This is a genomic window from Desulforegulaceae bacterium (genome assembly GCA_034006035.1).
Taxonomy (GTDB): Bacteria; Desulfobacterota; Desulfobacteria; order Desulfobacterales; family JACKCP01; genus JACKCP01.
This window is the reverse complement of sequence record JAVETN010000005.1, coordinates 43320-69624: the sequence shown is the minus strand read 5'-3', so window position 1 is coordinate 69624 and position 26305 is coordinate 43320. Positions and strand designations below refer to the sequence as shown.

The following is a 26305-nucleotide window of genomic DNA, read 5'->3' as shown; positions in this document are numbered from 1 at the left end:
TAAACAGGAGTTTAAAATGTTTCTATTAAAATTTAAGCAATTTTTTCTATTTTTTATATTACATCAGACCATCATGGTAAAAACCAATTGTAACTATTAAATTAAGCTATACATAAAACAATAAAAATTCACCCATAGAAACTTTGCTTATTTTAACAAAGCTTATAAGCAGATATCAGAATTGAACTCACTTAGAGCGTTGTTGATTTTTCACTGCAAAGGCAAAATTGTTTTTACCGGATCGTTTAATTGAATACATTGCTTCATCAGCTTTTTTTATCAACTCTTTAATCTCTTCTCCATTATCTGGATAAATTGAAATTCCAATACTGGATCCAATCTTTATTTCATTGCTGTTGTATATAAAAGGTATGGAAAATTTTGAAATTATCTTTTTTGCAATGTATTCAACAGGATTCAAACTTTCTATTTCATCTATTATTACAAGGAACTCATCTCCTCCAATACGAGAAACTGTATCAGATTTTCTTACACAGGAGCTAAACCTTAGGGCAGCTTCTTTTAAAACAAAATCCCCTGCTTCATGACCAAAGCTGTCATTAACAAGCTTAAACCCATCAAGATCAATAAACATAAAAGCTGTTTTTTTGTTATTCCTCTTAGCTTTTTCATTTGCAACACAAGCTCTGTCTTTTGCAAGCCTGATTGTTGAAAGCCCTGTAAGAGCATCGTGATTAGCAAGATGTCTTATCATTTCTTCAGCTTTTTTTCTTTGTGATATGTCAACGTGGGTTCCTGTCATTCTCAAAGGTTTTCCGGCTTTATCCCATCTAACAACACGACCTCTGTCCAAAATCCAAACCCAGCCACCGTTTTTATGCTTCATTCTTAATTCAGCTTCATAAAAATCAGTTTTACCGGAAAAATGCTCGTTTAATGCTTTTTTTGAAATTTTCAAATCTTTGGGATGACAAAGGTTGAGCCAGGTATTTATGCTTACAGGTTCAAGTTCAGACAATAAATAACCTCCAATTTCTGCCCAGCGGTTATCAAAAACAGCTTCTCCAGTTTGAATATGCCAGTCCCAAAGGCCTGCGTTTGTACCTTTCAATGCAAGAGCAAGCCTTTCCCTTTCTTGTACAAGAGAAGTTTCTGCCTCTATTCTAAGTTTTATATTTACAAGTATTTGTGCAAAAAGATAAAGCAGGTCAATTTCAATTTCTGTGTATTCATGATAGCTTTTTACCCAGTCAAAACCAAGATATCCCAAAATATTGTCATTATCCTTCAATGGTACTGTGATAAGGGTTTTAATATCCTGGAGAGCTAAAACCTTTTTTAAATTCCCCTCAGGAAGAGCAGAAACATCCCTTACAAATACGGGTTTTCCTTTTAAATGAGTATCAATCCAATCGTCCAGACTTTCCAGGACTTTAAGGGGAACACTTTGAAGTTCATTAATATGAGGGTTTATTCCCTTATTGCACCACTCAAAAAGATTAGATGTGGTCTGATTTTTAAAATCATAATCAAAAATATAAACCCTGTCTGCTCCAAAATGATTTCCAATTTCACTCAAGGCTTTGTTAATTGACATTTCAACTTCATCAAGCCCGATATTTATATATTTTGAAGCAATATCCATTAAAATATGCTGCATTTTAGAATAATAAAAAAGTTTTTCTTCTGGCTTTTGCTTAGCTGAAGTAATATCAGTAAAAACAGTTGAAAAATAACCATCCCTTTGTGAAAAAATCTGTACTTTAAACCATTTTTTCAAAGACTTTGAATACTTTTCAAAAGTTTTGATTCCTCCCTTAATTGAAAGTTCCTCATAAAACTTTATCCCTTGGGACTTAAAGTTTTTAAGAGCAGGCATAATTTCAAGTAAAGTTTTTCCAACAATCATTTGATTTGAAAGACCTGTAATATCAAAAAAAGCCTGATTAACATCTATAAACTCACAATCGCAAGGGTTGTTTTTATCATCTTTAATTATTTTATAGTAAGCAAAGGCAAATGAAGATTCTTCAACAATTGTTGATACAAAACTTTTATTCATATTTACACCTGTTTTATTCAGTTTTTTATTTCTAACTTTTTTAAAAAGAAGAGCTACTTCAGGCATTGTTTTCAAAATAAAACCAATTTAATCCTATTAAAATTTAATAATCAGCTTTAAAGCCAAACTTTAAACTTAATGAAATACAAATTGAATCAAGAAATTAAATTACAAACAAATCAAACAAGTTAAGTAAAATAATTAGAGTTATCAAACAAATACAGCTTTCCTATTTATTCTTACTAACCTCTCAATACCTAATCGATATCAAAAGGAAGCTCGTTTAAAGCATTTTTAAAGTTTTTTATAAATTAATATTTAATAAACACTGATTAAGTTTGAAATTTTCAGGTTGGCCCAGGTTTGAATTTAAAATAAGCAATTGCTAAAAACCAGCTCTATAAAGAGTTTCCAATTTTTTGTTAATTCTTAGTTTGGTTGTTTATAAGGATTTTTATGAATTTTTGATATTTTAATTTTTTTGAGGAAAAGCCTGGGATATCATTATTTGCCGAGCCCAACAAAAAAAAAGGCTTTTAGCAAAAACCTGCTGAAAGCCTTATTGTTAGTGGCGCGCCTGGAGGGATTCGAACCCCCGACCCTCTGATTCGTAGTCAGATACTCTATCCAGCTGAGCTACAGGCACAAAATCTGAAATCCATATAAAACAATAAGTGTATGATTGTCAATGCCAAAAATTTTGAAAGTTTCTAAACCTGTCTTTTTAATTCATAAAATTTTATAAAATAAAAACTAAGGCAAAATTTATATTTTTAAATTTAAAGACTTTAATTTCTAATAAATATATTTTAAATCTTCGTCTTGTAAGTCTTAGTTATATTTTTTATAATTATGAGTTGACTCTTTGTTTGTCTCAAGATATCGCATTAAAGGTTTGGGGTAATAAACTGATGGATGAAGTTTTTATGAAACTTGCTTTAAAAGAAGCATTAAAGGCAAAATCAGCAGATGAAGTTCCAATTGGTGCTGTAATTACAGACCTTGAAGGAAATATCATTTCAAAAGGATATAATCTTGTTATCACAGAAAACAATCCTTGTTCCCATGCTGAAATAAATGCCATAAAAAAAGCTTCTCAAAAGCTTTCAAACTATAGGTTGCCCAATACTGTTTTGTATTCAACAATAGAACCTTGCATTATGTGTATGGGAGCCATTGTTCATTCCAGGATAAGAAAAGTTGTGTTTGGTGCATTCGACCATAAATGGGGCGGGTGTGGTTCTTTGTACAGCTTTCATGAAAATAAAAATTTGAATCACAGACCTGAAATAGTCTCAGGAGTTTTAGGAAAAGAATGTAAAAAACTTCTTCAGGACTTTTTTCTTAACAAAAGAAAGATTAAAAAAGGAGAATAAAAGTGTCAAGTATTGCCGTAATTGGAACCCAGTGGGGAGATGAAGGCAAGGGTAAAATAGTTGACCTCTTATCAGACCGTGCAGACTATGTTGTAAGGTTTCAGGGAGGAAACAATGCAGGTCATACAATGGTTATTGATGGTGAATCTATAATCAGTCACCTTGTGCCTTCAGGAATAATCCAGGGTAAAAAATGTATGATAGGAAACGGCGTTGTTGTTGACCCTTCAGTGTTATTGGGAGAAATGGAATATCTTAAAGGTAAAGGAATAGATGTAAGTCCTGAAAAACTTTTAATCAGCGAAAAAGCCCATGTAATTTTTCCATACCATAAAATGTTGGATAATGCCCGTGAAGCCAGTGCCGGAGCTAATAAAATCGGCACTACAGGAAGAGGGATAGGGCCTTGCTACGAAGACAAGGCTTCAAGAAATGGAATAAGATTTGCCGAATTTCTTGAAGATGATATTTTTAAATCAATGCTGAAAATAAATGTAGAAGAAAAATCAAAAGTTTTAAGTAAAGTTTTTTCCCATAATGAAATCCCTGATTTTGATGAAATTTATAAAACCTATTCAGAATTTGCCAAAAAACTAAGGCCCCATATAGCAAATATATCTGCAAAGCTTAACAAGGCTTTGACAAATAATTCTAAAATCCTTTTTGAAGGTGCTCAGGGTACTCACCTTGATATAGATCATGGAACATATCCTTTTGTGACTTCATCAAATACTATTTCAGGAAATATTGCCTGCGGTTCCGGTGTTGGCCCAAAAGCAATCCAGGAAGTGCTTGGAATTGTAAAAGCATATACAACAAGAGTTGGTGCAGGACCTTTCCCAACTGAGCTTTTAGATGAAACCGGAAGGTTTATCCAAAAAAAAGGGGCAGAATTTGGAGCCACCACAGGAAGAGAAAGAAGATGCGGCTGGCTTGACACTGTTATTTTAAACAACGCAGTTCAACTCAACTCTTTAACAGGACTTGTTCTTACAAAGCTTGATGTTCTTGGAGGAATTAAACAACTTAAAATCTGTACTTCCTATAAAATTGGAAATGAAATCACATCTTATTTTCCAGCACTTGTTCAAAATACCGCAAAGGCTGTTCCACAATATGAAGCTCTTGAGGGTTGGGAAGAAGATCTTACTAAGGTTAGAAGATTTGAAGACTTTCCAGAAAACACAATTAAATATATAAGAAGAATTGAAGAAATTTCTGAAACAGAAGTAAAAATAGCTTCTGTTGGCCCTGGAAGAGAAGAAACAATTGAAATAAAACCTTTATTTAGATAAAATTTATTTGGCCGGTTTAAAAAGCCGGCCTTTGTTTTTTTAATATTTTATTCTAAAACCCCAAATCTTTATTAATCAAAATAACAGAAATTCTTTTTTTAGGAAAAGATTTTTCAGTTACCACCCAGACATTACATATTCTTTCAGGACTTGAACAATCCGAGCATACACAAGTTTTGGCACATGGTGTTTTTTTCTCAAGCCTCATTGAGTTTACAGGAGCTGAATAGTTTTTTATTCTATCTACTCCAGATTGAATATCACTAACAATTTTGTTTCGTCCAACAATAATAACAACATTTTTAGGACCAAAAGTAATTGCCCCTACCCTGTTTCCAATCATATCTAGATTTATAAGAACTCCTGTTTCTGTAACAGCATTGGTTCCTGTTATAAAAAGATCGGATAAAAGAGCTTTTCTTCTTAACTCATCTTTTTCCTTATTTGACAATGAATGGTCATAGGTATCTAAAATTTGAAGATTGCTGTTTTCTTTTAATTTATCATAAATGCCTGAATCCTTAAAAGTAAGGGAACCACCCCAAGAAACTGAAGACGGGGATAAATCATTCATAATTTCATCAAAAAAAATTCTTGAAGCTTCTTTTTCATCTTCTGCTACAAAGGCTTTAAAATTATTTGATTCCAGGCTTTCTTTTGTATGTTCAAGTTTTTTTAACCAGTATTTCTCTATTGATTTATTCATTTTTTAAACTCCCCTTTTATTGGCTGTTTTTATATACATAATCTATTTCTAAAATCATTTTTTCATAAGAAGTTTTTAAAATATAAAACACTAAAAAGTTTCTTCCATATTCACTGCCGGCAAAGGATAAAAAACTAAATGGTGTCCCTGACTTGGAAACCTTGAAAATAATCCTTGAATAATTTGCAATTGTAACAGATTTTCCAAATATTTTTTTAGGTTTATTTAAAAAACGGGGTAAATGTTTTTTTTGAAAATCATAAACATTGAAAATTAAAGATAATTTTATATTGAAAAAATATTTTACAATTCTTTTTTTGCTCAAATTTGACAAAACACCAAGCCAATGAGCGGTTCTTTCAAGTATAAGGCCAATTTTTGCTTCTTTTAAAGGAGTTTTTGAATCTGGATAATAACTTGCTGAAACAACCAAAGCCGAATCTGACAAAGCTTTTTTAAAGCTTTTAACTGAAGGCAGATTACCAAAAATCAAAGTTCTAAATAAAAAATCTTTTTTGATTTTTTTTAAATCTTTGTTTTTAAATAATTTCTTTTTTTCCAAAAACTTGAATTTTTTTAATTTTTTACTTTGGTAAAAATTTTTTTCTGATTTCTCAGAATATGCCAGAATAGAATTTTCCCCGGCAAAAATAAAAAAATCTGTTACAATGAATTTAACAATACTCATTCTCAAAAGACTTAAAGATAAAAAGACAAGAAGAGTTAAAGGATTAAACCAAACAATTATTTGTAAGATTGAATAATTTTTCCATACAAACAAAAAACTGTTTAAAAACTTATTGTTCAAAAAAATATTTATTAAATTAAATCCAAAATATAATTTTTTAAGCCTTAAATTATAAACGACTTTCAATGATTTTCTGTTTAAAATATTTTCTATTTTTTCAGAGGTTAAATTTGAAAAGTACAAAAATTGACCCAGGTCTATTTCAAGTAAAGGTGTTTTGCTTTCAGGATTGTAAATTACTGAAATATTTTCTATAAAATCAATTAAACTTATAACTTCTGAATTGAAATAATAGTTTTTTTTATATATTTTTTTGCATTCTTTATAAACGTATTCATAGGCTTTTCTTTCTTTTTCATCAATACAAGATTCTGACTTTTTTTTAAGACTTTCTAGTCTTTTACCAAGGGATATCTTCCATTCAAAAATTCCCTTGAATTTAAAAAGAAAGCCAAGAAAAAAAAGACTTAATAATGAAATAATTACCGCATATACTTCAAAAGGAGTTAACATTGATATACTATGCCTGTGATTGGTTTGTTAAATTATCCCTAATTTTAAAGAGCTTATAATGATAAACACTCAAGTTAAAGAAATAATAAGTGAAGTTGAGAAAATCATCCTTGGTAAAAGGGAAAAAATCATCCTGAGTCTTACCTGCCTTCTTGCTGACGGACATCTTTTGATTGAAGATCTGCCTGGAATAGGCAAAACATCACTTGCCAATGCTCTTTCAAGGGTAATGGGACTGAAATTCAAAAGAATTCAATGTACAAGCGATATGCTCCCCGGAGATATCCTTGGGACTTCAGTTTTTGACCAAAAAAACGGAAACTTTACATTTCATCCAGGCCCTGTATTCACCCAGGTTCTTCTTTCAGATGAAATAAACAGAACAACTCCTAAAACCCAAAGTGCTTTGCTTGAAGCAATGGAAGAAAGACAAATTACTATTGAAGGCAGCACTTATCAACTTAAAAAACCTTTTTTTGTAATAGCAACCCAAAATCCAAAAGAACAGGCAGGTACCTTTCCTCTTCCTGAATCTCAGCTTGACAGGTTTCTTTTTAAAATTAATCTGGGATATCCTGACAGGGACTCTGAAAAACAAATTTTGCTTCAAAAAAATTCAATTTCACATAAATCAAACCTGATAAATCCTGTCCTTGATTCTAAATCAGTTTTAGAAATCCAAAAAAAAATTAAGCTTATAAAAACAAGTGACCCTGTAATTGAATATCTCCAAGATATAATTGAATTTACAAGAAACTGCGGATATTTTAAAAACGGACTTTCTCCAAGAGCAGGAATAAGCATTCTTCAATCAGCCAAAGCCAGGGCCTATATTTACAAAAGAGATTTTCTAATTCCAGAAGACATTAAAAATGTTTTACCCTGGGCATCATCCCATAGACTTTTTTTTGAAAAAGAATCAAGATTTATAAAAAACAGTGAAATTCAAGAGATTTTAAATGAAATTAAAATTTCATAACCTTATTAAAAACAAATTAAGGGCAAAAAAAAACAAGGTTCCCTTAAAAATAAAAAAAAACCAGATCTATATTCTACCAACAAGACCTGGTTTTATTTTTCTTTTGGTCGTTCTTGTCATTTTTGCAGGCTCATTTAATGAAAATAACAACATGGGGCTTTTGTTTAGTTTTTTCCTTTTTTTTATCTTTTTATTTTCCACAAGAGAAACCAGAAATTCAATCCTTGACCTTAAAATTAATTCAATAAAAATTGAAAACAGCTTTGCTTTTTCAAAGACAAAAGTTGAATTTAATTTATTAACTAATGGCAAAGAAAAAAAAGCTGTTAAAATAAACTTAAAAGATAAATTTGTAAAAATTGAGTTTTTAAAAAACAATTTAAATATAAATGCAAAACTTTTTATTGATTCAAAAGCCCGGGGAATTTATCGTTGTCCTGTGTTTAAAATTTCTTCAAGTTTTCCCTATGGTATTTTCAAAAGTTTTGCCTATTTTTATTCTGATGAAAAACAAATTGTTTACCCTTCTCCTTCAAAAACTCCTATTCCCTTAACAAAACTTAAATCTTTAATGGAAATTCAAGGAAAAACTAAAGACAAAAACAAAGATGAAGATGAATTCAAAGGCTTAAAAAACTATGTAAAAGGAGATAATATAAAAAGGATTTCCTGGAAATCATACTCCAAAGGACTTGGGCTTTTTATCAAAGATTTTAATGAAGAAAAAAGTTTTGATAAAATAATAATTTATTTTGATAAATTAAAGATTGAAAATCTTGAAAAAAAACTTTCTAAAATCTGTAAAACCATTCTTGAACTTGAAGCTGAAGGATTAAAATATGGGCTTGAAATAAAACAAATAAAAATCCCTCCAAATTCTGGACCAAAACATCAAAAAATCTGCCTTGAACTTCTTGCGGGGTATGATGATGAATAATTTTAAACCAAAAAATTCCACCCTGATTTTTCTTTCAATTGTTTTTTCTTGTATTCCTTTGCTTTTTTTCCTGGAAATTAAAACAGTGATTATAGTTTTTTTTGCCTTTATATTTAATCTTTTAATTGTTTTGGGCAAAATAAAACCTCCGGGAAAAAAAACAATCTTATTTTTAACCATTGTTTTCACCCTTATTTTAACAATCAACTTCAAAGAACTGTTTTCAAGGGACGCTGGAGTTCCCCTTTTGATTATAATGTCTTTTTTAAAAATCTTTGAAATCAAAACCCTTAGAGACGAACTTGTTGCCTGCTTTTTAAGCTTTTTTATCCTTCTTTCTTTGATTTTATTTTCAACTTCTTTTTTTACAACAATTTATATGTTTATTTCCGCTGTATTTACTTTGTCTGTGATGGGATATATTAATTCACCGGATAAAAATCTTTTCCAAAACATAAAAAAAAGTATTTTGATATCTCTTCCATCAATTATTTTTGCCTTTGTTTTATTTTTCTTTTTCCCAAGAATTCAAACAAGTTTATGGGGAAAACAAGGAAGCTTTAAAAACATATCTGGATTTGCACAAACAATAAGCCCTGGTTCAGTATCTTCTCTTGCTAAAAACAATGAAATTGCATTTAAAATAAAATTTGACAATAATCACCAAAGTTTAGAAAAATATTTCAGAGGGATAGTTTTCAATTCATTTGACGGAACTTCGTGGCATCCTGACAATCCTCCTTTAAAAGGACCAACAACCTTTAAAAGTTCAACCTCAAAAAAAGCTTTTATAATTTTAAATCCAACCTATTCCAAATATATTATTTCACCTGATTATCCTTTGAACTCCCCGGAAAAACAAATTTATTTAACTGAAAACTCCACCCTTTATTCAATATTTTTTAAAATCAATGATAAAAAAGCTTATGAAATTGAATATACAAACCAAAGTCCCACTTACCCTAAACCATCAAAAAAACATTTAAAGCTTCCTGAAAATTTTAATCCCCTGACTTTGGAGCTTGGCTCTCAATGGAGAAGTTTTCCACCTGAGCAAAGGGTTTATAAAGGAATTGAGTTTTTAAGAAAAAATAAATTTATTTACACTTTAAATCCTCCAAAATATGGCAAAAATTATATTGATGAGTTTTTGTTTGATAAAAGAGAAGGATTTTGCGAGCACTTTGCTTCTTCATTTGCTTTTTTAATGAGGGCAGCAAAAATTCCTTCTCGAATTACAGGAGGATATCTTGGCGGAGAAGAAAATCCCATTGGAGGATTTTTTAGTCTAAGACAATCAGATGCCCATGCATGGTGCGAAGTCTGGTTGGGAAACAAAGGCTGGATAAGAATTGATCCCACCACTGAATCTACCCCTTCAAGACTTGAAGAAAATATGGAGCAAATTTTTTCATCTGATTTTAATTCAGGCAGAAGTTTTTTTAAATTTACAAAACCTTTTACCAAATTAACAGATGCTTTAAATTTTTTCTGGGATCAAAAAATTATAAGCTATAATTTTAATATTCAAAATGAGTTTTTTAAATTTTTAGGTCTTAAAAATCAAAGTTTTTTAAAAAAATCTGCCTTGCTTATCTTTGTTTGCTTTTTTCTTTTTTTCTGGGTTTATTTTAGTTTAAAATTAAAGGTAAAACTTCAAAGTAAAAAATCAAAAGAACTTATTTTATTTGAAAAAATGCAAAAAAAGTTAAAAAACAAAAATTTTGCAAAAAAACCCTGGGAAGGATATTATGAGTATTTAAAAAGAATTGAAAAATCTAATTTAAAAAATCAGGAGTTGATTAAAGATTTTATTAACATCTTTGTTCTTTATAGATATTCTGGTGAAAAATCAGAAAAAAACATTGTAAAAATGAAAATGATTTTAAAAAAACTAAGATTTTAACTTAAAAAAGATTGTCTGATTGTTTTTTATTTTGTTTGGATTTTCTTAAATATTTTATCTGCTTTTCAAAAACAAACTTATGAATTCTTTCTTTGTCATTTTCATCAATTTCAATAAATTTTGCCCTGGTTAAACCGTTCTCAAATCCTGCTATTTCAATTTTACCTTTTACATAGTTGGCTTTTGTATCGGGAAGAGGCAATTCAAAATCATAAAAATCACCAATTGAAAATTCTGATGAAAAAAAAGCAACTCCTCCGGCACTTATATTTGATATTTCAAAGGCCTTGGAATTTAAATATATACAAAGCTTTTCACTTCGTAAGGCTTTTAATCTATAGCTATTCCTTTTATCCTTTGATTCAAACCTCAGTTTATATTTATTATCTGCCTTTTTTTTCCAAAACAAATTCAACTCTCCTGTTTGCGGCTCTGTTTTCATCTGAAGTATTTGGCCTGAGAGGCATAAGAGAACCGTATCCTGTAGCAGTAAGCCTTAAAGGATGTATTCCGGTTGAAATAAAATACCTCAACACATTCGTTGCTCTTATGGCAGATAATTCCCAGTTTGATGGATACCTTGATGTGGAAATGGGAAGGTTATCTGTATGCCCCTTAATATTAATATTGTAGTCATCATATGCTTCAAATACATTTACAAGTTCTTTAAGTACAGGCTCAGCTGATGTTTTAAGCACTGCATCTCCTGAATCAAAAAGAGCTGTACCTCTTATCTGGACTACAATTTTATCATTAAGAATACTTACACTGACATTGTCTTGAATTTTGTGTTTGCTGATATAAGATCTTATATCTTTTTCTATTCTTTCTTTTCTTGAAGTAAGCCCTGTAAGTTCATCAATTCTTATATTTTTATCAAGGGTTTCAGGCACTTCAAGAACTTCGATTGAGGCAAAAGGCACCATTTTTGAATTTAAACTCATCCTTATGGACTCAAGTGCACTTTCAAATTTATTTTTGTTGAGGTTTGAAATGGAAAAAAGAAGGATAAAAAACACAAGAAGAAGAGTCATAAGATCTGAAAAAGTGACTATCCACCCCAGATCGTTATCTTCTTCAAGGAAATCATCTTTTGTTGATTTTGTTCTAAATTTCATTATTTATTCCTTTGCTTGATCTTAAATCCATCTTCTCCATTGGAACTCTGGAATTTACAGGTATAAAAGAAGAAAGCTTTTCATAAATAATAAGAGGGTTGTCATTTTTTAAAATGGAAACCGCCCCTTCAAGCATAATTTCCATATTCATTACTTCGTTTATTGTTCTTGATTTTAGTTTACCTGCAATGGGAAGGCATAATAAGGTGGAAATAAGAGAACCATAAAAAGTTGTAAGAAGAGCTACAGCCATTGCTGGCCCTATTGTTTCAGGATTTGCAAGCTGGCTTAGCATTTGAATCAGCCCTATTAATGTACCAAGCATTCCAAATGCCGGTGCATAGGTTCCCATTTTTTTAAATACATCCTGGATATTGAAATGCCTGAGTTTCAAATAATTAATTTCAGTTTCAAGAGCAGCCCTGACAGTGGCTTCCTCAGAACCGTCAGCAATAAGACCGCAGGCTTTTTTCAAAAACCCTGATTGAGTTTTTACCTCGCTTAATGCAATAATTCCCTGCTTCCTGCTTATTCTGCAAAGCCTTATCATTGTTTCAACTGCATCATTTGGATCATCTCTTTTACTTGAAAAAACAAGGACAGCAGACTTGAAAGCTGTAACTACATGCCTGAATTCAAAAGTCAGAAGAGTTGAGGCAACAGTCCCCCCTATCACAATCATAAATCCAGGAAGATTTACAAAACTTAAAAAATCTCCCCTTAAAAAAATTGCTGAAAATATAAGGGAAAGCCCAGAAATAATCCCAATAAAAGAGCCAAAATCCATATTAAAACCTTTGGTTTAATAATTTTATACCAAGAAATTAAAGTAAGCTTTTATTGTTAAATAAAAAGCTTGAAAGATATCAAAACTTATCTAATTTTAAATATATACTTTTTTACAATTTAAAGAAATTCCAAAGATATAAATCTGACATCCTATATTTTTTTAAAATCAATTATCGCCTTAATTTTTTCCCTGAATCTGAAATTTTGATCAAGTCCTGGGGATAAGGATTGAGTAAAGTCTGATTTATTAGATATTCGTTTTTAAATCTAACAGACATGGAGAGAATGAGATAGCTAACAGTGGTTAAAGGAATTCTTTCATCCCTATATTCTTCAAGACTATTTAAAAAAAACTTCTTTTCTTCCGAAGAGAGCTTGTCAGACATCCCTCCAAAAGCGTGCTGTAAAACATTTATAAACGACCCAATTCCTGCTTTTTTAGTAAATATTTTCAAAAACTCTTTTTCATACTCTTCAAAAACAAATTCTTTATTTGATTTGTCATAAGAGGCCAGGATCCTGCCAAGCTTCCTCAATCCAGTCTGGTTATATGCCATGAAAAGAAGTTTATTTTCACTGTGGAACCTATTAAGTTCATTAATAATATTTTTTTTCTTAATTTCCTTGAATTTGGTAAGTGCAAAAAGTTTTACAAAAAAGTGATCCCTTATTTCATAATTTAAAAGTCTTCCTTCATCTTCAATTGGATGAAAAGGGAATTGTTCCATAAGAAACCCCCCGAAAAAACCGCTGCCCTTATAAGCTGAAGATGTTTTTGAAAAACCTTTGTATATTCTCACATCTTTGATTCCACATGATGGAGAACGATTTTTTAAAATAAATCCGTCTACGTCTTTATATTTATCAAAAAAACTTTTATTCCATTCATTGAGCTCTTTAGTAAAATCCTTATCTGTTGCAGGTTGAATAAGGTGTTTTTCACCTGAAGATTCAGCAATCCTCAAAGGCTCCCTAGGTATGCCAAGCCCAATTTCAACTTCAGAACATACACTGATAAACTTAACATATTCCTTAAGCATTTCAATGGTTTCAGATCTAATTATTTCACCATTGTATCTGCATTTATCAAACCCAAGGCATCTGCTCACTATTATTTTGGGCTTAACCATTTTTTCACCTATGATTTAAAAGAGTTTATCTTCAAATAAAAGCTAAAAAAGGCATCGGACGCAGCCGATGCCTTAGAATCAAACTAAAATAAAAACTTATTGTTTAGTTCCACAAGACGGGCAAAAATAAAATTTATCATCAAGATCAGCACCGCATTTTGAGCATAATTTTTCACTTACAGGCTCAAGCTCAACTATAAGCTCCCCATCTCTAACTGGAATCATTTTTCTGTCATTCTGGTAATCAGCAGTTTTAAGAACTCGTTTAACCCGTCCGGCTTTTTTAGCAAGTACAGCCTTTTCTTGTTTCATTATTGAGATATTGAAAATTTCTTCGCCCTCTTTTACCAAATCTCCTGCCTTGACATGGGTTACCCATAAATCACCTGTTGAAGGTGAAGCTATCTGATATGGATTGGAAGGATCTGCAAATTCTATATCAGCTCCGCTTCCCTTAAGAGGTTCTGCAACCTTGAGCTGGTAAGAAAAAATTTCTGAATCAAGATGATACCTTACAATGCTCATACCTTGATCATCGGGCTCTGTTATCTCAAGAATTGTCATTTTATGATGCATTCCCTTTGAATCCTGATACTGGGTTGTATCTCCTTTTTCAAGACCTTCAAACCAAACATCAAGGGGAAGATTATTGGGATCTCCGTATTTTTCCTGAAACTTAATTGTTTTAAGAGCATCGCCAGGATGATTTATATAGAGGATGAATTCCTCCTCACTAGCTTCCCGTCCCAATGCTTTTTTAAGTTCAGCCCTTTCCTGTACAAGATCAATATCAGGAAGTGTTTCAAGGGGTGAAGCTGTTGTTCTTGAAGCAATTGCATCTTTATACAATTCTGGTCCAAAGCAGCTTTCGTAAACCCAGTCAGAAGGAAATCCAAGGGGGAGTTTTCCAAATTTTCCTAAAATAAGATCATTGAATGCATCATTACTGTCTCTATAGATTTCAAGCCTTTCAAGCTTTGTCTGTTCGCTCAATTCTTCTTCAGGAACAGTAACTACTTCTTCAAGAACTCTTAAAAGCCTTCTTACATTTTTTTCTCCGCCACGCTTGAATGCTCCTGTTACTGCTAGAAAAGCTGTGTTCCATGTAATCTGTGAGCCAGGAGTAACATCATGGTATCTTACAATCTTTCTTATACCTGCAAGATATTTAAGCATATAGGGAAGAAGATGAATATAACCCTGCTTCATTGCACCTTCCTGGGAAGAAGATGTTGCACCGCCGGGCATTCCATGCTCAACCACATCGTAATCAATTCCCTGGAAATATGGAGCACAATATTTATCGTAATAAGGCTGAATCTGCTTAACAACAAAATTTGCGTTTCTTATCATTTCCTTGTCAAGTTTTGTCTTAAGCCCAAGTTCGCCTTCCATGTATGCTGCTGTTGAAAGGACATCTCCTTGTCCATACCATCTTACAGAAGCCCCCAAGGCCACGTCTATTATATGGGCACCTGCTTCAGCAGCTGCGGCAACAGCCGGAGTAAAAAGCCCATCTGTACAATGCCTATGATAGTGAAGAACCAACTCAGGATATTTCTTTCTCAAGGCTGTAACAACTTCTCTGATAAATCGTGGAGGACAAACTCCTGCCATATCCTTGAGCCCAAGAATTATCATCCTTGTAGCTTTGTCTTTTGAAACTCCTGCAACTGAGGCTGTCATTTCAATCATTTCCTCTGTAACATCAAGATAATTTTGAACCGTAAAACCTTTTGTCCATGACATTGAAAGTGCCGGCTCAAAAATATTTTTCTTTGACGAAAGAGCAACTTCTGCAAAAGGTCTCATATTGTCAACATGGTTTAAGAAATCAAAACATCTTATAATATCGTAATGTTCACAGATCATTTCTCCTGTTGCCCTCATCATATTTTTTGACTGAGGCTTGTATCCAAGAACATTGGTTGATCTTACAAGAATCTGCTTCATGGTTTCAGGCGCCATTTTATCAGAATTCCATTCCTCAGCCTCTGTAAAAGGATAAGTCATGTTTCCAAGCATTGCCACATGAAAATGGGCACCGCCTCCGTTTTCAATGGAGAAAAAATTACACCTGTCAATATAGGGTGCAATCAATCTGTCTTCGGCAAGTCTGAATCTGTTACCACTATTTGACTGGGTCTGATCCCTTGGAGTTGTATCAGTGAAATGGACATAATCAGTATCTCTTACAAAATCTAAAACAGAATCTCTATCTCCCCTGGGATATGGTGATTTATAGGTTTCTTCGTGTGAAAGATCAGGAAGAACCACATTTAACTTTCCAAGTCTTTTATCAGAAATCCCCCTATATTCACCAAGGGAAACATATTCATTCCATCCTTTGGCAGAAATATCAGCTATAAGCCTTGAAAGCCTAAGTCCTTCAGGCTGCCTGTCTATATAATCAAAAAGATTGGGATTTTTTAAAATAAACTTTGTATCAAATTCGCCCTTATTAAATTCTTCCCGTTTCAAAAGTTCTCTGTAAAAACCAATGGTTGTTTTAACACCGCTTATCATATATTCTCTTAAGGCTCTTCTCATAAGCTGGACAGTCTTGTCCCAGGTGCTTCCATGGGTAATTACAAGTGCAGCCGCTGAATCGTATTGGGAAGGGAATTCATACCCGGCAGTAACACAGGAATCAACTCTTACACCCTGGCCTCCCGGAGAAATATACCTTGTAATTCTTCCTGCATTGGGAGTGAAATTGGTTTTAGGATCTTCACAATTCACTCTTATTTGCATTGCATACTGATTAGGTTTTGTATTTTCTTCATTAAGCCTCAATGGAAGTCCAAAAGCCAAAAGAATCTGCTCTTCCACAAGGTCAATTCCATATCTGCACTCAGTAATTCCATGTTCAACCTGAAGTCTTGTATTTACTTCAATAAGATAAGGATTTCCATCGGGTTCAACCAGGAACTCAACAGTGCATAAAGTATGATAATTAACTGCCTTTGCAAGCTTTATTGAGTATTCTTTAAGCCTTGTTCTCAATTCTTCTGTCATTTTGGGCCATGGAGAAGGAGTAATCTCAACAAGCTTTTGATGATTTCTCTGGATTGTACAATCTCTTTCATCAAAGGCAAAAACATTACCATATTTATCTGCTGCAATTTGAATTTCTATATGTCTTACATTTTTAAGAAGCTTTTCAACAAAAATCCTTGGATTCCCAAAAGATGCTTCTGCCATTGCAGAGGACTTTTGGAATGCTGATTCAAGCTGCTCATCAGAATAAACTTCATAAATCCCTCTTCCGCCCCCTCCTCCTTCTGCCTTGAGCATGATGGGAAAGCCTATTTCATGGGCAATTTTTCTTGCTTCAGGAATATCAACAGCTGACTCAGAACCCGGAACAACAGGAATATCAAGGGAGGCTGCAAGGGTTCTTACGGCAACCTTGTTTCCAAGTGTTTTCATGGCATCGTGCTCAGGCCCTATGAAAATTATTCCAGCGGCCCTGCATTTACTTGGAAAGGTATCATCTTCTGCTGCAAACCCCCAACCTGGATGAATAGCAATTACACCACGCTCTTTTGCCCTTTTTATTATCCTGTCAATATCAAGATAGGCTGTAGGTTCTTTACCAAGAAGCATCAGCTGCTGAGCACTGATTGCTGCCGGAGAAGTTTTGTCAATATCAGTAGCCGTAACCATTGAAACTGCACCGGGAATTTCTGAAATGGCCCTTGAAATACGTCTGGCAGTAATTCCCCTGTTTGCTATAAGGATGGACCTTCCATTAACTTCGTCTAAAAATTCAAGAAAAGTTTTTTCTTTCATAACCGCCTTTATCCCCTAAATATTAGTTTTTTTAATTATTTACAGGTCTTATCCTGCCTGAATATACAACTTTTGTTGTTCTGCCGTCATAAAGTAAAAGACCACCTTCTTCAGAAAGACCTTTTAGAATATATTTTTTAATTCCTGTATATGGATCATCTAAAAAAACCTCTTCGTCAAGCCAGGCCAGTTTTCGAATTAAACTATTAATTAAATCAGAAGGCGACTCTTTTGCAAGTCTTTTATCAAAAAAACTATAAAAATGCTCCAAAACAAAATCCCAGAAGATTAAAGGGGAATTTATATTTATTCCTTCTTCTAAAAGAGATCCGGGCTTAATGGAAAACTCATCCTCCAGCTCATCATCCCCTGGAATTGAAACAAGATTCATTCCTATACCTGCCAGATAAAAATTTCGTTTTTTCTCAACAAGAATACCCCCAAGTTTTTTTCCTTTAAAAAAGATATCGTTTGGCCATTTTATCTGGGTTATTATCCCAAAATCACTTAAAGCTTCGGTTAAAAGATTCCCAAAAATAAGGGGAAGATAGTTTTCGCTCCATTGATTATTAAAAATAAAAGGAAGGTGAATTGAAACCGATAAGTTTCCCTTTGGAGAATACCATTTCTTTTTATACTGTCCCCTTCCTTTATTCTGGCTCATTGCAATTAAAGAAGAAAAATCTTTTTTCTTCTCTTTTTCAATAAGATAAAAAAGAGAATCCATTGTTGATTCACACTGGTTTACTGAATAAATATCCCAGGGAACTGAACTGTTTTTCACCTTTGACCATAAATTGTTACCGGATTTAAATTTAAATCCGGTAAACTTTGTGTCTGGAGGACAAAACTCTTTATTTAACAATCCGGGCACTAAAATCTGCCCTTTTGATTTATACATTAAATTTTTAATGCCTGAGTTTCTCAATTTGGCAGAAACTAAATTAGTTTAAATGAAAAATTAATCGGATTTTATATCATTATATTATTTAGTTAAATTTATTTTTTACCGGAAATTTTGCCCCATTGATCCCTTAAAGTTATTATCTGGTTAAATACAAGGTTTTCAGGAGAAGAATTTTTGTCAGGCGTATAATATCCATTTCTTTCAAACTGAAATCTTTCTTCGGGCTTTGCATTTTTTAATAAAGGCTCAAGTTTGCAATTTTCAAACACTTTAAGTGAATCTGTATTTAATGATTCCTCAAGTTCACCTTTCCCGGGATTTTCCACATTAAAAAGCCTGTCATAAACCTTTACTTTGGCATCTACAGAATACTTTTTTGAAACCCAGTGAATTGTACCTTTGATTTTTCTTCCATCATGGGGATTCCCCCCCCTTGAAAGAGGATCATAAGTGCATCTTAACTCAACAACTTCGCCATTTTCATCTTTGATATAATCAACACATTTTATAATATATGTATACCTAAGCCTTACTTCCCTTCCAGGCCCAAGTCTAAAAAATTTCTTTGGAGGATTTTCCATGAAATCTTCTTTTTCAATATAAATCTCCTTGGAAAAAACAACTTCCCGTTTTCCCATGGATTCGTCATTTGGGTGATTTAAGCATTCAAAAACTTCTTCTTTACCGTCTTCATAGTTTTCTATTACAACTTTTAAGGGATTTAAAACTCCAAATCTTCTTTCTGCTTTTCCATTAAGCTCATCTCTTACACAATGCTCAAAAAGAGCTGCGTCAACAATTGAGTCATTTTTTGCAACTCCTATTTTGTCGCAAAAACTTCTAATTGCCTCGGGAGGAATTCCCCTTCTTCTCATTCCGGCAATTGTGGGCATTCTAGGATCATCCCAACCTTCAACTATGTTCTTATTAACAAGTTCAACAAGTTTTCTTTTACTTAAAACAGTAAATGAAAGGTTTAATCTGGCAAATTCAGTCTGTCCGGGAAGTCCATTAACAGGGTTTATTTCACTTTCCTTTAAAATCCAATCATAAAGAAGCCGGTTGTTTTCAAACTCAAGTGTACAAAGTGAGTGAGTGATATTATTTTTTGCATCTGAAAGACATTGGGCAAAATCATACATTGGATAAATTTTCCATTTATCCCCTGTGCGGTAGTGGGGAACTTTCATTATTCTGTAAATTGCAGGATCTCTCATGGTAAGATTTGGAGAAGCCATATCAATTTTAAGCCTTAAAAGTCTTGCCCCCTCTTCAAACTCTCCGTTTTTCATTCTTTCAAAAAGGTCAAGGTTTTCTTCCACACTTCTTTCCCTGTAAGGACTATTTTTTCCTGGTTCAGTCAAAGTACCTCTAAATTCCCTAACTTCTTCCGCAGTCAAATCACAAACATAAGCTTTGCCTTTTTTTATCAAACCCACAGCTATTTCGTAAAAAAAATCATAAAAATCTGATGCATAAGATAAATTCTCTCCCCAGTCAAAACCAAGCCATTTTACATCCTCTTTAATTGATTTAACAAAAGCAATATCTTCTTTTTCCGGGTTTGTATCATCAAACCTCAAATGGCATTTGCCGTTGAATTCTTCTGCCATTCCAAAATTAAGACAAATGGACTTTGCGTGCCCTATATGAAGAAATCCGTTTGGTTCAGGAGGAAATCTTGTTTCAACTTTTTTATATTTTCCTGATTCAAGATCTTTTTTGATTTTAGTACGAATAAAATGTGAAGAAATTTCTTTGTCGCTCATTTTTTCATCCCTGTAATTTTTCCAACTCATATTGAACTTAAATTGAGTATTTCATATATTAAAATAATTAATTTACAAAAAAACAAAATCAGCTGAATTTAAAGAATCAGCTTAAGAAGCTTAAAAATATTAACCTTGAATTCAATTACCATATTACCCTGGAAAGGTAAAAGTTTTACTGATTGAAAAATTTTAAAACTTTTATTTAATCAACCTTGATTTACAATAAATTAACCAGATATTATCTCAAAATTGTTTTTTAATAAAATTTCTGCAAATATAATTTTGAGGAAAATTTAAATAGACGAAAATTTTTAGTTTCCTCTATTTAACAAAAAAACAGGAAAACAAAATTAATGGAAATTTTTCAAAACAAATACCAGATTTTAGGACTTTTAGCTAAAAAACCTGGGTTTACTTCTTATAATGTTATTAATCTATTCAGCAAAAAACAATTTATCCTTAGAAAATATGATTCTTTTATAAATTCATTGGAATTTGAAGATCTTAAAAATCAACTTCAGGAATTTAAAGAAAATCCAATAGAAAACACAGCAGCTATTATTGAAATTACAACCGAAGAATCCACAGGAAAAATTGTAGTTATTTTTGAAAAACCCCCAGGAAACCCTCTTTTGTATTTTTTAGAAAAACCTTTAAATTTAAAAAAAGAAAACCCCTTTTCCTCAACTACAGCCTTTCTTGATCTTGCTTTGAAAATAACAGAGATGATTAAATCAATTCATAAAAGAAACCATCCTTATTTAAACATCCATCCTGCTTCAATTTTTATTGACAAAAACAATAATATCAAGGCACTTCCTCCTTCTTTTAGTTCTTTTTCAATTTTAAAATCAGACTCAGAAAAAAAACCCGGGTCAATAGAAAACTTCATCTACTACCTTGCTCCTGAACAAATTGAAAGTTACAAAGAAGGAATTGATTTTAGAACTGATTTTTATTCAATGGGAGTTCTTTTTTATCAATGTCTCACAGGAACTCTGCCTTTTGAAGATATTAAGGAAAGGGAGAGTTTTATTAATGCACTGGCTTCAAAAAAGCCCATCCAGGAAATATCCCCGGAAATTTTTCCTCCCTTGATTAAAATAATTGAAAAACTTTTATCAAAATCCAAAGAAAAACGTTATCAATCCCTTTATAGTCTTAAACATGACCTTTTAAAATGCATGGAAGCATATAAAGAAAAAGACATCCTTGCTTCATTTACACCTGGACAAAGAGATATTTCTGGAAACTTTTACATTTCAGATAAAATTTATGGAAGAGAAAAAGAATTAAGCCTGCTCTTAATTGCTTTTTACAAGGCTGCAAAAGGATATAAAGAAAATATTTTTATCAAAGGCGAACCTGGAATTGGAAAAACAAAACTTATAATAGAGTTTCAAAAAAATATAAACAAAGCTGGAGGAATTTTTGTTTCTGGAAAGTTCACCAGAAAAAAAAGTCAGCAGCCTTATTCAGCATTTAAAGAAGCTTTTTCAAAGTTTATAAGAAATGTAGTTTCAAAAGGGGAAGACAAATCAACCAAGTTAAAAGAAATTCTTGCCCAGAACTTTAACCAGAATTCAAAAATAATCTCAGACTTTGTTCCTGAAATTTCATTTCTTATCAAACCTGAAGAAGATCAAGGTGAAATAGATCCTTTAATAAACAAAAACAAATTTTTTAATGCCTGCATAAAGTTTCTGGAGTCCTGTCTTTTGTTTACCAATCCTGTGATTCTTTATCTTGATGATCTTCACTGGGCAGATCAAGAAAGTTTAGAACTTTTTTCCATGATTTCCAAGTATTTCCAGGGAGGTTCTCTTCTGGTTATAGGAGCATTTAGAAAGATAACAAATCCGTCAACAGAGTATATAAACAAAATTATCCATTCAATGGAAGAAAACAAGATTCCCTTTGAATTAATAGAACTTCAGCCTCTGGCAATCCATGATATAACTGAACTTGTTCAAGACAGTTTTGGAAATGAACCTGGTGAAAACGCTGCCCTGGCAGACTTGATTTTTCAACAGACCAGGGGAAATCCTTTTAATATCCACCAGTATATTTTTTCTATACATTCAGCAAAACTTATTTATCATGACTTTGATAAAGGTATCTGGAAATGGGACTTTGACTCCATTTACAGACAAAGCAGGCAAAAGTTTTCAAAATACTATATCAAAGAAATTCTAAGTAAATTCAGCATAGAAACCTATAATCTTCTTTCTTTGGCAGCCTGCTCAGGAACTTATTTTTCCAAATCCAGACTCTCACTTATTTCAAAAATTCCTGAAAACAAAATTGAACCTCTTCTTTTTCCCGGGTTTGACTCAGGGTTAATTTTTAAAACAACAGAAAACAACACTGAAATCTATTGTTTCAAACATGACAATATCCAGCAGACAATTCTTGGTTTAATGTCTTTGGAACAAAGAAAAAAAACGTATTTAACAATAGGAAAAAAACTCCTGAAAGCTTATGAAACCGGGGAAAAACTAATAGAAACTGACAATGAAATTTTATATGAAATAGCGTTTTATTTTAATAAAGGAGCTGAATTTCTTTCAAAGGAAGAAAAATTAAAAATTGCAAAGCTCAACCTTAAAGCTGCAAAAAACGCAATAAATTCAAGCTCGGGAAGTACTGCTTTGGAATTTCTTGAAAACGCTGAAAATCTTCTTGGAAAAAATATCTGGAAAAACACTCCTGAACTGGCCACTCAAATAGCTATTGAATCAGGATATTCTGCTCTTTTATCAGGTGATTATGAAAAAGTAAGAAAAAACAGCGAAAAAATTTTACTAAATAACAAGGATATTTTAAGTCAGCTTAAGGCTTACGAACTTCTTATAAGCTCTCAAATTTCTGATAACAATCTTGACAATGCTATAAAATCTGGAATTTTCATTCTAGGAAAACTGGGAATAAAAATTAATAAAAAACCAGGAAAAGCAAAAGCAATCTATACAATCTTGAAAACTAAGTTTATTCTTTCCTCAAATCCAAAAAGGAAAATAAAAAAACTTAAACCCATGGAAGATAAAATCATAGAAACAACAATGAAAATTTTATCTTTACTTCTTACTCCAAGTTATCTTTCCTGTCCTGAACTTCATCCTGTTATTTGTTCTTTGATGATAAAATTAAGCCTTAAACATGGAATCTGCCCTGAAACCCTTTATGGATTGTCAGCATTGGGAATTTCTATTAACAAAATTTTAAACAATTACAATTATTCATCCCTGCTTGGAGAAACAAGTCTTGAACTTGGGGAAAAATATAAAAGCTCTATAGGATATTCAAGAACCCTTATTGTAAATTCAATATTTTTAAAACATTGGAAAGAGCCTGTTAATTCATGCCTTCCCATGCTTAGAAAGGGAAAGGAAATCAGTTTTGAACTTGGGGATTTTGAGTTTGGTTCCCATGGAATTCAAACACTTTTAACCTATTCCCTTTTTGCAGGCCATCCTTTGGCAAACATAAGAAAAGAACTTGAAATAGCAGAAATAAACCTGGAGCAAATCGGACAAATTCTTGATCTTAACCATTCCAGAGTTTTTTTAACCCTTTCCAAAATTTTTTTAAAAGAGTCGGAATTAAAGCCTATAACCCAAAACAAGTTTAATAAACTTCCTGATATTACAGGTAATTTTTTAACAAATTTTGCAAACAGCTTTATTTATCTTTATATGAATAATATTCCAAAAGCTGATAAGTATTGGAAAAAAGCTGACAAAAATATAAATGGAGCTGCTTCAACCCTGGTATACCCATATCATTTTTTCATAGGCTCTCTTATTTCAGTTTTAAAATATGAAAAAATATCAAATAAAAAATATCAAGACAAAATTAAAAAAGAAATCGATAAAAGAACTAAGAAATTCAAGAAATTAGCCCTTCTTTCTCCTCCAAACAATTATCATAGATATCTTTTGATAAAAGCTGAGAAAGCAAAAATTTTAAAAAACTTTAAAAAAGCTGAGTTTTTTTATAATCAAGCTATAAATCAGTCAATAGAAAGCGGATTTACCCAGGATGAAGCTTTATTTTCTGAGCGAGCCTATATTTTTTTTAAGGATACAGACAAAATTAAAACCTCATACAATTATTTTAACCTGGCAGTTTCCGCCTATAGAAAATGGGGTTGTCTTTTAAAACTTTCAAGTCTTCTGGGATTAGAAACCTCAGATACTGACTCAGAAATCAAATATCTTTCAGGACCTGATTTCCCTTTGAGAAGCTTTCCAAAAATTTTCAGGTCACTGGGGCTTTTGTCAGATAAAATAACTAAAAACGAGCTTGTTTTACAACTAATGGATATTGTAATTGATATTTCAGGCGCAACCCATGGGTATTTTATAGAAGCAAAGAAAAATCTTCCCCTTGTTTCAGCTTCAGCATCTTCAAACAAAGGTTCTGAGTTTTATCAGCCAGGTGCAGGAATTTCATCTTTTTCAAGAATACTGGAGCCTGTTGTTCATAATGTTTTTCAAACAAGGCAGATATTTTTCCCTGAGCAGATTTCCAAAGAATATTCCAAGTTTTTCACTCCTGAAGCAGAAATAATCCCAAAGTCAATTGTTTGTCTTCCTGTGATAAGAAAGCAAAGTTTAAAAGCTGTTGTTTATCTTGAGAATATGGAAATAAAAAATGTGTTTAACCAGGATAAAATTGAGCTTCTTTCAATTATTTGCACCCATAGTGGAATCTGCCTGGAAAATATGGAAAAATTCAATTCCCTTACAGAAAAAATAGGAGATAAAAATCTGGCAGAAAACCTTATTCATGAAGCAACCACAAAGTTTGAAGAAAGAATAAAACAAAGAACAAATGATCTTATAAACCTCAACCTCAAGCTTCAAAAAGAAGTTGAATTTAAGGTCAAAGCCGAAAAAGCCCTTATTCAAAGTGAAACAAAATACAAAACCCTGGTTGAAAGAATGAATGACGGACTTGGGGTCCAGGATAAAAACAGAGTAGTCACTTATGTTAATGAAAGAATGTGTGCAATAACAGGTTATAGCAAGTCAGAGATGATAGGAAAAAAAACCTCAGAACTTTTAGAAAAAATTGTTGATGATACTTCTATTTTCCACCCTTCACTGCTTAAAGCAAATAGGGTCTTTGAATATGAAATTAAAACAAAATCCAATAAAAGAGTGGTAGTTCTTTTTCAAGGCCAAAATCTCTATGATGATAAAGGAAACTATGACGGAAGTTTTGCCGTTATAACAGATATTTCAAAACTAAAGCAGCTTTCTTTGGATATTTCAGAAAGAGAAGGACAGATAAGAGCTTTGATAAATGCAACCAAAGACTCTGTAATCATGGTTGATTCAGACGGATTTATTATCACTGCCAACAAAATAGCTGCAAAAAGATTTGGTTTTCCTCTGGAAGAAATTATTGACAAAAATATTTTTGATTTAATTCCTAAAAACTTTGCAAAAGGCCAGAAAAAAACTATTAAAGAAATAACAACCACTGAGCAAATAGTAACTTTTCAGGATTATGCAGAAAATTATGTTTATGATATCACTCTTTACCCTATAAAAGGAAACCCAAATCAAAAAGGAAGAGTTGCTGTTTTTGCAAAAGATATTACCGAATTAAAAAAAGCAGAAAAACAAATAAGCTCTCTTACCAAAAAAATTATCCAGGCCCAGGAAAATGAAAGAAAAAAAATTGCCCTGGATCTCCATGACCATGTAGCCCAAAATCTTTCATTTCTTAAAATTACAGCCGACTCAATAAAAAACTTTAAAGACAATGATTTTGGTAAAAAAATCCAGATTCTTTCCAGAGGACTTAAAGATTCAATTTCTGACATTAGACATATTTCCTATGATTTAAGGCCTCCAAACCTTGATGAACTTGGTCTTGTAAAAGCAATTTACCAGCATTGCGAAGAAGTTTCCTCAAAGCACAAAATTAAAATAGATTTTAAATCAGCGGGAATGGAAAATATTTACTTGAATTATGATATAGAAATAAATATTTTCAGAATAATCCAGGAAGCTTTAAACAATATTTTAAAACACTCAAAGGCTGATACTGCAAGAGTTAGACTCATAGCTTCCTATCCAAGGGTAATTGTCCGGATAAACGACAATGGAAAAGGTTTTCATTTAAATTCTAAACCTGATTTGAATGCTTCAGGTAAAAAAATGGGTATCCTTGGAATGAAGGAAAGAGTTTCCCTTATTGGAGGAAAAATGGAAATTAATTCAAGTCCAGGTTCAGGCACAAAAATTGTTGCAGAAATTCCCTATACAGAAATAAACAAAGACTCATCTTAAGTTAAC

16 protein-coding genes and 1 tRNA gene are annotated in these 26305 nt (G+C 32.1%); 6 read left to right on the top strand and 11 right to left on the bottom strand.

The features are described 5' to 3' along the window. Window positions 1-187: 187 nt before the first annotated feature. Entirely contained in the window at window positions 188-2089 is a 1902-nt protein-coding gene (locus tag RBR53_05535; GenBank protein ID MDY0132113.1) for a diguanylate cyclase, read from the bottom strand. Window positions 2090-2592: 503 nt separating this feature from the next. Beyond that, a tRNA-Arg gene (locus RBR53_05530) sits at window positions 2593-2669 on the bottom strand. 265 nt (window positions 2670-2934) lie between these two features. Here RBR53_05530 and tadA point away from each other — a divergent pair. Next, window positions 2935-3399, top strand: coding sequence for a tRNA adenosine(34) deaminase TadA (gene tadA / locus RBR53_05525; protein ID MDY0132112.1), 465 nt, complete (start codon window positions 2935-2937; stop codon window positions 3397-3399). 2 nt (window positions 3400-3401) lie between these two features. Further along, window positions 3402-4694 carry an adenylosuccinate synthase gene (locus RBR53_05520; protein MDY0132111.1) on the top strand — a complete coding sequence of 431 codons (1293 nt, stop codon included), beginning with the start codon at window positions 3402-3404 and terminating at the stop codon, window positions 4692-4694. 52 nt (window positions 4695-4746) lie between these two features. Here RBR53_05520 and RBR53_05515 read toward each other — a convergent pair whose 3' ends face one another. After that, on the bottom strand, window positions 4747-5400 hold the full coding sequence (locus RBR53_05515) for a lactate utilization protein (protein ID MDY0132110.1): 654 nt from the start codon (window positions 5398-5400) through the stop codon (window positions 4747-4749). Window positions 5401-5416: 16 nt separating this feature from the next. Next, the gene (locus RBR53_05510) at window positions 5417-6661 is read right to left on the bottom strand and encodes a hypothetical protein (protein ID MDY0132109.1); all 1245 of its coding nucleotides are present in this window, start codon (window positions 6659-6661) and stop codon (window positions 5417-5419) included. Window positions 6662-6719: 58 nt separating this feature from the next. Between RBR53_05510 and RBR53_05505 the strand changes: the two genes are divergently transcribed. From RBR53_05505 to RBR53_05495, 3 genes are read left to right on the top strand one after another with little or no spacing between them, the layout of a single operon-like run. After that, window positions 6720-7640 carry a MoxR family ATPase gene (locus RBR53_05505; GenBank protein MDY0132108.1) on the top strand — a complete coding sequence of 307 codons (921 nt, stop codon included), beginning with the start codon at window positions 6720-6722 and terminating at the stop codon, window positions 7638-7640. Beyond that, window positions 7621-8577: a DUF58 domain-containing protein gene (locus tag RBR53_05500; GenBank protein ID MDY0132107.1), complete on the top strand. Its 957-nt coding sequence runs from the start codon at window positions 7621-7623 to the stop codon at window positions 8575-8577. The genes RBR53_05505 and RBR53_05500 overlap by 20 nt, the downstream gene beginning before the upstream one ends. After that, the gene (locus RBR53_05495; protein MDY0132106.1) at window positions 8570-10483 is read left to right on the top strand and encodes a DUF3488 and transglutaminase-like domain-containing protein; all 1914 of its coding nucleotides are present in this window, start codon (window positions 8570-8572) and stop codon (window positions 10481-10483) included. The genes RBR53_05500 and RBR53_05495 overlap by 8 nt, the downstream gene beginning before the upstream one ends. A 1-nt stretch (window position 10484) precedes the next feature. Here the strand turns inward: RBR53_05495 and RBR53_05490 are convergent, their stop codons facing one another. The 7 genes from RBR53_05490 to RBR53_05460 form a co-directional block, all read right to left on the bottom strand. Then, on the bottom strand, window positions 10485-10892 hold the full coding sequence (locus tag RBR53_05490) for a PilZ domain-containing protein (GenBank protein MDY0132105.1): 408 nt from the start codon (window positions 10890-10892) through the stop codon (window positions 10485-10487). Continuing rightward, on the bottom strand, window positions 10867-11601 hold the full coding sequence (locus RBR53_05485; protein MDY0132104.1) for an OmpA family protein: 735 nt from the start codon (window positions 11599-11601) through the stop codon (window positions 10867-10869). The genes RBR53_05490 and RBR53_05485 overlap by 26 nt, the downstream gene beginning before the upstream one ends. Beyond that, a complete protein-coding gene (locus tag RBR53_05480) occupies window positions 11591-12388 on the bottom strand; it encodes a MotA/TolQ/ExbB proton channel family protein (GenBank protein ID MDY0132103.1) in 798 nt (265 codons plus the stop codon). The genes RBR53_05485 and RBR53_05480 overlap by 11 nt, the downstream gene beginning before the upstream one ends. Window positions 12389-12560: 172 nt before the next feature. Further along, the gene (locus RBR53_05475) at window positions 12561-13520 is read right to left on the bottom strand and encodes a DUF523 and DUF1722 domain-containing protein (GenBank protein ID MDY0132102.1); all 960 of its coding nucleotides are present in this window, start codon (window positions 13518-13520) and stop codon (window positions 12561-12563) included. A 96-nt stretch (window positions 13521-13616) separates the two neighbouring features. Then, on the bottom strand, window positions 13617-17315 hold the full coding sequence (locus tag RBR53_05470) for a pyruvate carboxylase (GenBank protein ID MDY0132101.1): 3699 nt from the start codon (window positions 17313-17315) through the stop codon (window positions 13617-13619). Window positions 17316-17346: 31 nt separating this feature from the next. After that, window positions 17347-18216: a biotin--[acetyl-CoA-carboxylase] ligase gene (locus RBR53_05465; GenBank protein MDY0132100.1), complete on the bottom strand. Its 870-nt coding sequence runs from the start codon at window positions 18214-18216 to the stop codon at window positions 17347-17349. Window positions 18217-18314: 98 nt separating this feature from the next. Continuing rightward, window positions 18315-19991 carry a glutamine--tRNA ligase/YqeY domain fusion protein gene (locus RBR53_05460; protein MDY0132099.1) on the bottom strand — a complete coding sequence of 559 codons (1677 nt, stop codon included), beginning with the start codon at window positions 19989-19991 and terminating at the stop codon, window positions 18315-18317. Between the two features lie 356 nt (window positions 19992-20347). Between RBR53_05460 and RBR53_05455 the strand changes: the two genes are divergently transcribed. Further along, entirely contained in the window at window positions 20348-26299 is a 5952-nt protein-coding gene (locus tag RBR53_05455; GenBank protein MDY0132098.1) for a PAS domain S-box protein, read from the top strand. The last annotated feature ends 6 nt before the right edge of the window (window positions 26300-26305 follow it).

What these genes read in the sequence shown, in the direction of transcription:
- RBR53_05465 (MDY0132100.1), bottom strand. Translation starts at nt 18,216, where the DNA reads ATGTATAAATCAAAAGGGCAGATTTTAGTGCCCGGATTGTTAAATAAA.
- RBR53_05510 (MDY0132109.1), bottom strand. Translation starts at nt 6,661, where the DNA reads ATGTTAACTCCTTTTGAAGTATATGCGGTAATTATTTCATTATTAAGT.
- RBR53_05505 (MDY0132108.1), top strand. Translation starts at nt 6,720, where the DNA reads ATGATAAACACTCAAGTTAAAGAAATAATAAGTGAAGTTGAGAAAATC.
- RBR53_05455 (MDY0132098.1), top strand. Translation starts at nt 20,348, where the DNA reads ATGGAAATTTTTCAAAACAAATACCAGATTTTAGGACTTTTAGCTAAA.
- RBR53_05535 (MDY0132113.1), bottom strand. Translation starts at nt 2,089, where the DNA reads ATGCCTGAAGTAGCTCTTCTTTTTAAAAAAGTTAGAAATAAAAAACTG.
- RBR53_05515 (MDY0132110.1), bottom strand. Translation starts at nt 5,400, where the DNA reads ATGAATAAATCAATAGAGAAATACTGGTTAAAAAAACTTGAACATACA.
- RBR53_05480 (MDY0132103.1), bottom strand. Translation starts at nt 12,388, where the DNA reads ATGGATTTTGGCTCTTTTATTGGGATTATTTCTGGGCTTTCCCTTATA.
- RBR53_05475 (MDY0132102.1), bottom strand. Translation starts at nt 13,520, where the DNA reads ATGGTTAAGCCCAAAATAATAGTGAGCAGATGCCTTGGGTTTGATAAA.
- RBR53_05495 (MDY0132106.1), top strand. Translation starts at nt 8,570, where the DNA reads ATGAATAATTTTAAACCAAAAAATTCCACCCTGATTTTTCTTTCAATT.
- RBR53_05485 (MDY0132104.1), bottom strand. Translation starts at nt 11,601, where the DNA reads ATGAAATTTAGAACAAAATCAACAAAAGATGATTTCCTTGAAGAAGAT.
- RBR53_05460 (MDY0132099.1), bottom strand. Translation starts at nt 19,991, where the DNA reads ATGAGCGACAAAGAAATTTCTTCACATTTTATTCGTACTAAAATCAAA.
- RBR53_05470 (MDY0132101.1), bottom strand. Translation starts at nt 17,315, where the DNA reads ATGAAAGAAAAAACTTTTCTTGAATTTTTAGACGAAGTTAATGGAAGG.
- RBR53_05500 (MDY0132107.1), top strand. Translation starts at nt 7,621, where the DNA reads ATGAAATTAAAATTTCATAACCTTATTAAAAACAAATTAAGGGCAAAA.
- tadA (MDY0132112.1), top strand. Translation starts at nt 2,935, where the DNA reads ATGGATGAAGTTTTTATGAAACTTGCTTTAAAAGAAGCATTAAAGGCA.